The organism is Lacinutrix chionoecetis (assembly GCF_053604665.1).
Window position 1 is genome coordinate 292,477 of record NZ_JBSHNQ010000084.1, and the last position, 12,607, is coordinate 305,083.

The 12,607-nt window shown below is 33.5% G+C and carries 11 protein-coding genes; 9 read left to right on the forward strand and 2 right to left on the reverse strand.

The features are described 5' to 3' along the window. Positions 1-20: 20 nt before the first annotated feature. From nhaC to ACVC43_RS11220, 4 genes are all read left to right on the forward strand, one after another. Positions 21-1,484, forward strand: a complete 1,464-nt coding sequence (gene nhaC / locus ACVC43_RS11205) for a Na+/H+ antiporter NhaC (protein ID WP_452224613.1) — start codon at positions 21-23, stop codon at positions 1,482-1,484. A gap of 146 nt (positions 1,485-1,630) precedes the next feature. Continuing rightward, on the forward strand, positions 1,631-2,275 hold the full coding sequence (locus tag ACVC43_RS11210; RefSeq protein WP_452224614.1) for a redoxin domain-containing protein: 645 nt from the start codon (positions 1,631-1,633) through the stop codon (positions 2,273-2,275). An 82-nt stretch (positions 2,276-2,357) separates the two neighbouring features. Continuing rightward, positions 2,358-2,666 (forward strand): thioredoxin family protein, encoded by a 309-nt coding sequence (locus tag ACVC43_RS11215; protein WP_452224615.1) that lies wholly within the window; start codon positions 2,358-2,360, stop codon positions 2,664-2,666. A 28-nt stretch (positions 2,667-2,694) separates the two neighbouring features. Beyond that, positions 2,695-2,952: a DUF6952 family protein gene (locus ACVC43_RS11220; RefSeq protein WP_452224616.1), complete on the forward strand. Its 258-nt coding sequence runs from the start codon at positions 2,695-2,697 to the stop codon at positions 2,950-2,952. A 73-nt stretch (positions 2,953-3,025) separates the two neighbouring features. On the opposite strand, the gene katG is transcribed toward ACVC43_RS11220, so the two are convergent. Continuing rightward, positions 3,026-5,236, reverse strand: coding sequence for a catalase/peroxidase HPI (katG, locus tag ACVC43_RS11225; RefSeq protein ID WP_452224617.1), 2,211 nt, complete (start codon positions 5,234-5,236; stop codon positions 3,026-3,028). A 203-nt stretch (positions 5,237-5,439) separates the two neighbouring features. Next, a complete protein-coding gene (locus ACVC43_RS11230) occupies positions 5,440-6,033 on the reverse strand; it encodes a fasciclin domain-containing protein (RefSeq protein WP_452224618.1) in 594 nt (197 codons plus the stop codon). Between the two features lie 224 nt (positions 6,034-6,257). On the opposite strand from ACVC43_RS11230, the gene tpx reads away from it, so the two are divergent. From tpx to ACVC43_RS11255, 5 genes are all read left to right on the forward strand, one after another. Then, on the forward strand, positions 6,258-6,764 hold the full coding sequence (gene tpx / locus ACVC43_RS11235) for a thiol peroxidase (protein WP_452224619.1): 507 nt from the start codon (positions 6,258-6,260) through the stop codon (positions 6,762-6,764). After that, positions 6,757-7,125 carry a diacylglycerol kinase gene (locus ACVC43_RS11240; protein WP_452224620.1) on the forward strand — a complete coding sequence of 123 codons (369 nt, stop codon included), beginning with the start codon at positions 6,757-6,759 and terminating at the stop codon, positions 7,123-7,125. Before tpx ends, ACVC43_RS11240 begins: the two co-directional genes overlap by 8 nt. 107 nt (positions 7,126-7,232) lie before the next feature. Continuing rightward, positions 7,233-9,647 (forward strand): DNA translocase FtsK 4TM domain-containing protein, encoded by a 2,415-nt coding sequence (locus ACVC43_RS11245; RefSeq protein WP_452224621.1) that lies wholly within the window; start codon positions 7,233-7,235, stop codon positions 9,645-9,647. A 22-nt stretch (positions 9,648-9,669) separates the two neighbouring features. After that, entirely contained in the window at positions 9,670-10,311 is a 642-nt protein-coding gene (locus ACVC43_RS11250) for a LolA family protein (RefSeq protein ID WP_452224622.1), read from the forward strand. A gap of 9 nt (positions 10,312-10,320) precedes the next feature. Further along, positions 10,321-12,567, forward strand: a complete 2,247-nt coding sequence (locus ACVC43_RS11255; protein ID WP_452224623.1) for an LptF/LptG family permease — start codon at positions 10,321-10,323, stop codon at positions 12,565-12,567. Positions 12,568-12,607: the final 40 nt, after the last annotated feature.

The following is a 12,607-nucleotide window of genomic DNA, read 5'->3' on the forward strand; positions in this document are numbered from 1 at the left end:
CACTAAAAAAACTTACCAACATGCAAGACGATAATCTTTCAGATATTAACATAGAGCATCAAAAAATTAAAGATAATAAGGAATTAAGTATGCTCGAAGCACTAATACCAGTGCTTTTTTTAATGATTTTATTGGCTGTTAATATAGCATTCTTTGATGGTGCCATGTTAGGCGATTACTCCAATCAGTTTATATTATTATTGTCTGGAGGTGTTGCTGCAATTGTAGGTTTATTTAATAAAGTGTCCTTTAATATCATGCTAAAAGAAATATGGGAGAATTTACGCAGTGTTTTCGTACCCATTATGATTTTATTTTTGGTTGGCGCCTTAGCCGGTACTTGGTTAATAAGTGGTATAATTCCTGCCATGGTATATTATGGTTTACAGGTTTTAAGTCCTGAAATATTTTTACCTGCATGTGTCATTATTGCTGCAATTATTTCTATTGCAACAGGTAGCTCATGGACTACCTCTGCAACCGTAGGGATTGCTTTAATTGGTATTGGAAGTGCTCTTGGAATCCCAACAGGTATGATTGCTGGTGCAGTGATTTCTGGAGCGTATTTTGGAGATAAAATGTCACCTTTAAGTGATACAACAAATTTAGCACCTGCAATGGCTGGAACAGACTTATTCACGCATATACGCTACATGACCTTTACCACAGTACCAACTATTATAATTACGCTCATAGTATTTGTAGTTTTAAGTGCGACAGTCGACGCTACTGGCAATGCTGATATTAGCGGATTATTGGCTACCATAGATGCTACTTTTTATATTACACCATGGCTCTTTGCAGTGCCACTAGCCGTTGTTGGTTTAATTTTATTAAAAACAAAACCATTGGTCGCTTTAGGCTGTGGTGTTGGATTAGCAGCAGTATTTGCTTTTATCTTTCAACCCGAAATATTAAATGGGATTGCAGATTCTAAATTGGGAGCAATAATTAATGCAATGCTAACTGACACAAACATTTCAACAGATAACGAAAAACTTAATGAATTATTTAGCTCTGGTGGAATGAACGGTATGCTTTGGACCATTTACTTAATATGTTGTGCCATGGTTTTTGGTGGTGTTATGGATGCCATTGGAGCTTTGTCCAGAATTACAAAAAGCTTACTTTCTGTAGCGCATACGGTATTTGGTTTATTTGCAAGTACTGTCGCGAGTTGCTTAGGGCTCAATGCCATTGCCAGCGATCAATACTTAGCGATTGTTATCCCTGGAAAAATGTTTAAAAAGGCTTATGAAGATAAAGGCCTTGCTCCAGAAAATTTAAGTAGAACACTTGAAGATTCTGGGACGGTAACTTCGGTATTAATTCCTTGGAATACTTGCGGCGCTTATCAATCCGGAGTTTTAGGTGTTGGTGTGGCAGAGTATTTTGTGTATGCTATTTTTAACTGGTTAAGTCCGTTTACTACATTATTATTCGCAGCATTAAATATTAAAATTAGACAGCTAAAAGCTAAATAGCTTAAAATTATCAAATTAACTAATTACTATAATCAAAACTTATAGTCTAATAAGATTTTAAGATTTTCTTATGCTTAAAATTTTACCTTCTAATGTATCTTTGCTCCCTGAAAACATTAAGTAATAATTTAAAAATAAATAACAAAATGACATTAGTAGGAAAACAGTTTCCAGACTTAAACGTGGATGCAATGAACGATATGGGAGATACCTTTAAATTAAACGTTCTTGAAGAAGCAAAAAACAATAAAAAGAAAGTTTTACTATTTTGGTATCCAAAAGATTTCACTTTTGTTTGCCCAACAGAATTACACGCATTTGAAGCTGCAAAAGAAGAATTCGCAAAAAGAAATACAATAGTTATTGGTGCTTCTTGTGATACGCCAGAAGTTCACTTTGCTTGGTTAAACACACCAAAAGATAACGGTGGCATTGAAGGAGTTACATATCCTATTTTAGCAGATTCTAATCGTAATTTAGCTTCAACTTTAGGTATTTTAGATATTTCTAATGAGAAATACAATGAAGAAACTGGCGTTGTGACTGTAGATGGAGACAATGTAACATATAGAGCAACTTACGTCATTGATGAAGATGGAATTGTACAGCACGAAGGTGTAAATAATATGCCAATAGGTCGAAATGTAAACGAATTTTTACGCATTATTGATGCTCTCACTCACGTACAAGAAAAAGGAGAGGTTTGTCCTGCAAACTGGGAAGAAGGTAAAAATGCTATGAATGCAAATAGAGCTGGAGTTGCAGATTATTTAGCGACTCACGCAAACTAAAAACAAAACGTATTTATTACAATCCAAACACCAGTATTACCATTTGGTGTTTGGATTTTTAATATCAAAAAAATAACAACTAATGGTTCAAGAATTAGAGAAAGATAATTTAAAAGAAATTATTGTAGAAAATAGCACAGTAGTGGTTCAATATTCTGCGACATGGTGTGGAAATTGCCGTATAATGAAACCAAAATTTAAGAAACTTGCTATTGAAAACGAAAACGTATCTTTTATAATTGTAGATGCCGAAAAATTTCCAGAATCAAGACAGCTTGCTACAGTGGATAATTTACCGACATTTGCTACTTTTAAGGATGGTAAATTTGTAAACCAAACGCAAACAAATAAGTTCGACGTTTTAAAAGACTTGGTGAGCGAGGTAATCTAAAAAATTTTAGAATTAAATAAATTATATTATGAAACTACCTGTAATAAAGCACCTCACACAATTTATTAAGGAAAATGACGAAGATTATATCGTTGAAACCGTAGAAACTTTAGAAGCCTTAACTGAAGTATCCTCTTTAAAAGATGAAGAGTTAGACGTTATTGGAGAATTAATCTCAAATATGTATGGTGCACTTGAAGTTAATAAAATGATAAAAGAAGGTACGCCACAAAAGGAAGCTGTGAATAGTTTTATGCAACGCGTCCTGGGCTCTATTGACAAATAGAAAGAGATATCTTTAAAAATAAAAACCACTTCATTAGAAGTGGTTTTTTGTTTTATGAGCGTTACTTATTCATTTACTTCAAATCAAACCGATCTAAGTGCATAACCTTTGTCCAAGCGGCAACAAAATCTTTTACAAATTTTTCATTCGCATCGTCTGCTCCATACACTTCGGCAACTGCTCTCAATTCTGTATTAGACCCAAAAATTAAATCGGCTCTGGTACCAGAAAACTTCATTGCACCCGTTTTACGGTCACGCCCAATAAATTCTTTTTCTTCAGCGTTAGCTGTTTTCCAAGTAATTGATAAATCTAGTATCACTTTAAAGAAATCGTTAGTTAAAGAATCTTCATACGAAGTAAAAAATCCATTTTTAGAATCATCGTAATTAGCGCCTAAAACTCTAAGTCCACCAACTAAAACGGTCATTTCTGGTACAGAAAGCGTTAACAAGTTAGCTCGGTCAATAAGCAAATCTTCAGCTGCAATATTAATGTCCTTTCTAATATAATTTCTAAATCCATCTGCTAAAGGTTCTAAATATGTAAAGCCTTCGACATCTGTTTGCTCCTGAGACGCATCTCCTCTACCTCCAGTAAATGGCACGTTAATATTATGTCCTGCATTTTGCGCTGCTTTCTCGACGCCTACAACGCCTGCTAAAACAATTAAATCTGCTATAGAAACTGTGCCACTAAAATTATTTTGAATGCCTTCTAAAACCTCAAGTACTTTATTTAATTCTTTTGGATTATTAACCTCCCAACTTTTTTGAGGCTCTAAACGTAAACGACCTCCATTAGCACCACCACGCTTATCACTATCTCGATAAGTTGAAGCTGAAGCCCAAGCAGTAGTTACCATTTGCGACACGGTTAAACCTGAATCTAAAATTAATCTCTTAAGTGTTGAAATATCTGAATGACTTAAAGTATAGTCTACTTTAGGTATTGGATCTTGCCATATTAATTCTTCTTTCGGTACTTCAGGACCTAAATAACGATCAATTGGTCCCATATCACGATGCGTAAGTTTATACCATGCACGAGCAAACGCATCTTCAAATGCTTTATGGTCTTTATGAAAACGTTGTGAAATTTCTAAATAGATAGGATCGGTTTTTAGTCCAATATCTGCTGTAGTCATCATCAAGGCTTGCTTGCCATTGGCATCTCCAGCTTTTGCTGCCATTCTTGCCTGCGATGCTGCTGTTGGAGTCCACTGGTGTGCTCCTGCAGGACTTTTTATTAATTCCCATTCGTAGTTTAGTAAAACATCAAAGTAATCATGATCCCATTGTGTTGGGTTTGGAGTCCACGCACCTTCTATTCCACTTGTAATTACATCGTCTAAAACACCAGATTTATAGCTGTTTTTCCATCCCATACTCATCTCTTCAATTGGAGCACCATGTGGTTCTTTACCCACATACTCATTAGGATCTGCAGCACCATGTGCCTTACCAAAAGTATGACCACCAGCTACAAGAGCAACAGTTTCTTCATCGTTCATAGCCATTCGCTTAAACGTTTCTCTTACTGTCTTGGCAGAACCCATTGGGTCTGGATTACCATTAGGTCCTTCTGGATTTACATAAATCCAACCCATCATTACAGCTGCTAATGGGTTTTCTAATTCACCATCTTCGTATCTTTCCTCGTTGGCTCCCCATTGTGTTTCGCTTCCCCAATATATATCTTGTTCCGGTTCCCAGACATCTTCACGACCACCTGCAAACCCAAAAGTTTTAAATCCCATAGATTCTAATGCGCAATTACCTGCAAGTACCATTAAATCTGCCCATGAAATTTTACGTCCGTATTTCTGCTTAATAGGCCAAAGAAGCAAACGCGCTTTATCTAAATTACCATTATCTGGCCAGCTGTTTAACGGTGCAAAACGTTGTGATCCAGAGCCTGCACCACCACGACCATCTCCAACTCTATAAGTACCAGCACTATGCCATGCCATGCGAATCATAAATCCACCATAGTGCCCATAATCTGCTGGCCACCAATCTTGCGAATCTGTCATTAAATCTAAAACATCTTTTTTAAGGGCTGCAAAATCAATACTGTTAAAAGCTTCGGCATAATTAAAATCATCTCCCATTGGGTTAGATTTTTGTGCATGTTGACGTAAAATATTAAGTCTTAATTCATTTGGCCACCAATCTCTGTTCTTAACACCTCCACCAGCGGTATGATTATTTGCGCCTAAAAAGGGACATTTACTGGCTGATGAATTATTAATTTCGAAGGTTTCGGTATTTTTGTTGTCCATATTCTTTTCTTATTTAAATTTAGTCTCCTAAATTTAAGTAATAATATAATTAGATTGGAATTTATAAATTGATTGTTCTTATTAGTTTATCGATTTTTACTATATAACCACATTTTAATCCAAAAAATAATTAAAACATTACAAATAAAAAAGCCTCTCCAAACGGAGAAGCTTTTTTAAAATATGTATTAATTTATTAAAATTTACATTTTAGGAAGCACCACTGTATCTACCACATGTATTACTCCATTAGATTGATTTACATTTGCAATAACAATTTTTGAAGCTGTACCGTTTTCATCAGTAATATATAGGTCTTTACCTTTCATCCAGGCTGTTAATGTACCACCTGCAACTGTTTTAATCTCTGCTTTACCGTCCATTTTCTTTACCATCTTCATAATATCTTTCGCTTTAAAATCTCCAGCTACAACATGGTGTTTTAAGATGGTTTGTAATTTTTCTTTGTTTTCAGTCATTAATAATGTCTCAACGGTCCCTTCTGGTAATTTGCTAAAAGCAGCATTTGTTGGAGCAAATACAGTAAAAGGTCCTTTACTTTGTAACACTTCTACTAAATCGGCAGCTTTTACAGCAGCCACTAATGTAGTATGGTCTTTAGAATTTACGGCGTTCTCAACAATATTTTTTGAAGGGTACATTTCTGCTCCACCCACCATTACTGTTTTTTCTTTCTTCATTTTATCTTGCTTCATCTTATCTTGAGCAGTTCCGGTTAGAGAGAATAAAATTGCGATTGCAAATAAACTTGATTTTAAAATGTTTTTGGTTTTCATAATTTGTTTTATTTAAGTGAATATTTCTTATTTGCTTATACAAACGTATACACGCAGACATGGGTTTTAGAGTTATTGTTGTTTAACAATTAATTAACTATAGCGATAATGCAAATAGTTGTTTTTAAAATAAATATGAATACACTATCAATAAATTAGTACTTTGTTATGTATAACTTATTTAAAGAATGTCTATTTTTATCATTCACAGAAAAAAAATAAAAATGACAAAAATAACATTAGGTGGAACGCCTGTTGAAACTTCAGGCAGTTTGCCAAACATAGGAGATAAAGCTCCAAATTTTATATTGACGGTAAGCGATTTATCAACTCAAAAACTATCAGATTTTGAAGGACATAAGGTCTTACTAAATATTTTTCCAAGTGTAGATACTGGTGTATGCGCAAAATCTGTAAGAGCGTTTAATAAAGAAGCTGCCGAAATGGAAAACACCAAAGTATTGTGCATTTCCAGAGATTTACCATTTGCACAACAACGTTTTTGCGCTGCTGAAGGATTAGAAAATGTAGTCATGTTATCCGATTTTAAAGACGGTAGTTTTGGAAAAAATTATGGATTAGAAATAGTAAGTGGCAATTTTAAAGATTTACATTCCAGATGCGTTATTGTATTAGACGAAAATGGTATTGTAAAATATACAGAACAAGTACCTGAAATTGGACAAGAACCAAACTATAAAGCTTCTTTGTACGCGCTTTTAGATGAATAAAAAAGAATCCTTTATATTAAATAGAATTAAAAGTATTGGTTATGCTTTTAAAGGCGCTTATCTTTTAATTACTACAGAAGCAAGTATAAAAGTTCAGTTCTTTATAGGTGTTATAATGACGATTGCCGGATTTTATTTTGGTCTGTCTCCAACAGAATGGTGCATACAAATTTTAGTAATCGCCATGATTATGGCAACCGAAGGTATTAACACTGCTATAGAAGAGATTGCAGATTTTATACATCCAGAATTTCATCCAAAAATAGGTCTAATTAAAGATTTGGCAGCAGGAGCTGTTTTTATTGTCGCCATTGCAGCCGTAATTATTGGCTGTGTAATCTATCTTCCTAAGATTTTTTAAATATAATCACTACACAATTACTCGTTAATAAAATCGTTAACAATAGCGCATAATCATCAAAATAATCGATTGAATTTGTTTATTTTTACGCAATCTAAATTCCCAAAATGGCGAAAGCAAAATCTAAATCTAAATCTAAAACCACCAATAAAAAGAGAAGTTATAAAATGCCAAGTTTTAAGCTATCGAGTCAACAAAAACTTATTTTTGGTAGTTTATTAGTGCTTTTAGGTGTTTTAATTTTTATTGCCTTTCTATCCTTTCTGTTTACAGGTAAAATAGACCAAAGTGTTTTAAACGAATTTCCATCGAGAACTGTAGAAACAAAAAACTGGGCAAGCCAAAGTGGTGCCTGGGTTAGCGATTTTTTTATACAAAGAGGATTTGGCATAGCTTCATTTATTTTTTCGGGTTTAATTTTCTTATCAGGTATTTATATTCTTTTAGATTTAAAAAAAGAAAAACTCTTTAAACATTGGTTTTGGGGCACCATAATAGTGATCTGGCTTTCCATTTTATTTGGCTTTATTATACCCGAAAATGGCTTTTTAAGTGGGACTATAGGTTTTGAGTTAAATCAATTCCTTCAAGACTATATTGGTAAAATTGGTGTTGTTTTACTTTTAATTTTCGCGTTTATAACCTATTTAGCAACGCGCTTTAAGTTTACACCAGAGCGTATTGGTGCTTTATTTAGAAATGCCAAAAAAGATATTAAATCTGAATTTAAAAACGAACATAACGAAGACTTTGTACCAATAGACAATACATTAACAGACGAAGCTGAAGCCATAAAAACAGCTTTCGAAGTTAACAACGAAACACTATCACCTGCTGTTTCAAATACTTTGGAAGTGGAAACAAGTACCATTGAAAATATTGAAACATCCACAGCCACCTTAGAAGTAGAAATCCCTAAAGAAGAGGAAGAGGAACTTGAAATGGAAGTTGAACAGGTTGCAGAGGAAAAATCTGAAACCGATAATCTTTCAGATAAATTAGTTGCAGATTTTGGGCAGTTTGATCCTACATTAGAGTTAAGTAATTTTCAATTTCCACCTTTAGATTTATTAAAGAAATATGACATTGAAGGTATTAAAATTGACCAGGAAGAGCTTGAAGATAATAAAAATAAAATTGTTGAAACACTAAACAATTACAAAATTGGCATTCAAACTATTAAAGCCACTATTGGTCCAACTGTTACATTATACGAGATTGTACCAGATGCTGGTATTAGAATTTCGAAAATTAAAAATCTTGAAGATGATATTGCATTATCGCTTTCTGCATTAGGAATTAGAATTATTGCTCCAATTCCTGGAAAAGGTACTATTGGTATTGAGGTACCAAATAAAAACGCAACCATAGTCTCAATGCGTTCTGTAATTGCCTCGCAAAAATTTCAGAAATCCGAAATGCATTTACCTATTGCCATTGGTAAAACCATTAGCAACGAAACCATGGTGATAGATCTGGCTAAAATGCCACACTTACTTATGGCAGGAGCTACTGGACAGGGAAAATCTGTTGGGTTAAATGCAGTATTAACTTCTTTACTGTATAAAAAACATCCTGCAGAAGTTAAGTTTGTTTTAGTAGACCCTAAAAAGGTGGAATTGACATTATTTAATAAAATAGAGCGTCATTATCTGGCGAAATTGCCAGACGAAGCCGAGGCTATTATTACAGATAACACTAAAGTAATTAACACGCTTAATTCGCTGTGTATAGAAATGGACAACCGCTACGAGATGCTAAAAAATGCGCTCTGCCGTAACATTGTAGAATATAACAAGAAATTTAAAGCACGTAAATTAAACCCAAACGAAGGTCATGCTTTTTTACCTTATATCGTTTTAGTTGTAGATGAATTTGCCGATTTAATTATGACTGCTGGTAAAGAGGTAGAAACACCAGTTGCGCGTTTAGCACAGTTAGCACGTGCCATTGGTATTCATTTAATAATTGCTACTCAAAGACCATCGGTTAACGTAATTACAGGTATTATTAAAGCAAATTTTCCGGCACGTATTGCTTTTAGGGTATCGAGTAAAATAGATTCGAGAACAATTTTAGATGCTGGCGGAGCAGACCAGCTAATAGGTCGTGGAGACATGCTCTACACACAAGGTAACGACATGATTAGAATTCAATGTGCCTTTGTCGATACGCCCGAAGTAGAGAAAATAGTCGATTTTATTGGCGCTCAAAAAGCCTATCCAGATGCTTATTTGCTTCCGGAGTATGTAGGCGAAGAAGGTGGCACGAGTCTTGATATAGATATTGACGATAGAGATAAACTGTTTAGAGATGCAGCAGAAATAATTGTAACTGCACAACAAGGTTCGGCATCCTTATTGCAACGTAAATTAAAGTTAGGTTATAATCGTGCTGGACGTATAATAGACCAGCTTGAAGCCGCTGGAATTGTTGGTGGTTTTGAAGGCAGTAAAGCCAGACAGGTTTTAGTTCCAGATTTAACGGCACTCAATCAATTATTAGAAAACGAAGGTCAATAAAAAATAAAATTAAAATTTCAAGATGAAAAAAGTATTACTAGTATTAGCTTTAATTATTTCAGGAATCACTTTTGCTCAAACTGATGCCAAAGCAAAAACGCTTTTAAAAGAAGTTTCAGCTAAAGTTAAAAGTTATGAAAATATAGCTATCGATTTTAAATATGTTTTAGAGAACACTTCAGAAAACATAAAACAAGAAACACGCGGTGACGTTACCATGCAAGGTGATAAATATAAACTAAACATTCTTGGTGTTACCAGAATTTTTGATGGTAAAAAACTGCATACTATTAGTCCTGAAGATGAAGAGGTGACCATTTCTTCGGAAGATGGTGAAGAAGAAAACACCATTACTCCAAGTAAAATGTTATCGTTTTACGAAGATGGATTTACTTATAAAATGGACATAGTACAAAACGTAAAGGGCAGAAAAATTCAATATGTAAAACTATCTCCTATGGATTCTAATTCTACTATAAAATACATATTATTAGGTATAGATGCGCAGACTAAACACATTTATAACCTTATAGAAATTGGAGAAAATGGTACCAAAACCACGCTTACTGTTAATTCTTTTAAAACAAACGAGCCTATTTCGAAAACCTTGTTTACATTTGACGAAAGTAAGTATAAAGACTACTTCATCAATAAATTAGATTAACAACTATTAGTGAAAATATTAGATAGATACATATTAACTTCTTATCTAAAAACTTTTATCAGCGTGTTTGTAATACTCATGCTGATTTTTGTATTACAGGCTATTTGGCTTTATATTAAAGAATTAGCTGGAAAGGATTTAGATGTAATAACGGTTTTAAAGTTTCTATTTTACATTACGCCAACTCTAATTCCGCTCATCCTACCACTTACTATTTTACTTTCTTCGATTATGGTTTTTGGTAATTTTGCCGAGAATTATGAGTTTGCTGCAATGAAATCTACTGGTATCTCCTTGCAACGGGCTATGGCAAGTTTAAGTGTGTTTATAGTGTTTTTAAGTATTACCACTTTCTTTTTTAGTAATAACGTTATACCATGGGCAGAATATAACAGCCATAATTTGCGTAAAAATATTGCCAAAGTTAAGCCTGCAATGGCTATTGCCGAAGGCCAGTTTAATCAAATTGGTGACAATTTTAATATAAAAGTCGCCGAAAAAACGGGTGATCGTGGTCAGTTTTTAGAAAATGTAGTTATCCATCAAGGTCAAAACCGCAAGCCAGGCAACCATAAAACTATTATTGCTAAAACAGGAGAATTGGTAAGTGCCGAGAAATCCGATGTTTTAAAACTCGTACTCTACGATGGGTATTACTATGACGATACGCCACCAAATACGCACAAAGAAAAACTAAAGCAACCCTTAGTAAAAAGTGAGTTTAAAACCTACACCATGAATATCGATTTATCGCAACTTAATACGGTAGATTTAGATGAAAAAAATACTGATAATAAATACACTATGCTTGCCATAGGTGATCTTAAATATACTACCGATTCGCTCATTACCGAACGTAGAAACGAATACGAGAAATTTAGTACTACGCTTTATAACAGAACGAATATAGAAACTCTAAATCTAACTGTAAATACTAAAAAAGACACTATTTATAATGGTAATATAATTGATTTATTCGATACGAAACGCCAAGTACAATTGCTTGATTATGCCATAAATGCAGCTTCGAGTACTAGCCAGATAATTTTAGCGAAAGAAAGTAATATTAAAGGAAGAACCATTTGGTTAAATAAGCACATTATAGCCTTTCATGAAAAATTTGCTTTGGCCATAGCGTGTATTATATTATTTTTCGTTGGAGCTCCTCTTGGTGCATTAATTAGAAAAGGTGGGTTAGGCTTGCCTATGGTTATTGCAATTGTTCTATTTTTAAGCTATCATTTTATTGGCATATTTGCCAAAAACAGTGCAAAAGACGGCTCTTTTAATCCTGCATTAGCTACATGGTTCTCTACCCTTATTATGCTACCTTTAAGTATTTATCTTACTACTAGAGCCACCAAAGATCGTGGACTTTTAGAAACCGATGGTCTATTAGAACCGCTTAAAAAATTCTTCGGAATAAAAAGTAAAAAAGTAGCATTTAATACAAAGGTATTTAATATAGCTTCAAACGATTATAAAATTATTCAAAATCTTGATGATAATAAGCTCATAGAAATCGTAAGAAATTACCGAAACTTCGATTATACTGTAGAGCATAAAAACACTGCTATTTCTGTGCTTACTTCCAGAGGTATTACAAGACAGGAACTTAAAATGGCTGGGCATCTAAATAATGATTTTTTTGAAGAGGCTACTAATTTAAAAAACGATTATGTTGAAGATTCTAAGCTTTCTATCATTTTATACCTTATTGGAGCATTATTGATAGCTGGAGGAAGCGTTTTAATAAATAATAAATTTCCAGGTATTGGTAATATTGTTGTTTTAATAGGAATTATTATTTTTTTAGTATTCGTATTCGCTTTAATGAAGTCATTTACTAAACACAGTAGCTTGTATAAGCATTTGGGCAAAAATAATAGTATTAATAATATTCTCTTTTTAGTTTTTGGGTTGCCACTCTATGTTGTTATTTATTTTATTCAGAAAATACAAATAAAAAAGGACTTGAATGCCATTGAGTTTAACCAAAATAGTCAGACTGAAGTCGTAAATACAGTTGATAACGTTAGGGATAAAGCTATAAATTCTCCACAACGAAGTAAGAAATTATTTTTAAAAACGGCCTTCGCTCTTTTATTTTTCTCGATACTATTAGTGGTTCTTCATTTTGTATTTGCTAATAATAAATTGCCTGAATTTGCTTCGGCTTCCACACAATTAAGTGTTATTGCTCTAATTGTAAGTGTATTCTATTTTGTTAAAAGCAGACAAAAAATTGAGGACTAAAATTAAGACTATAAACGAATAGAAAAATCAAATCCCATTT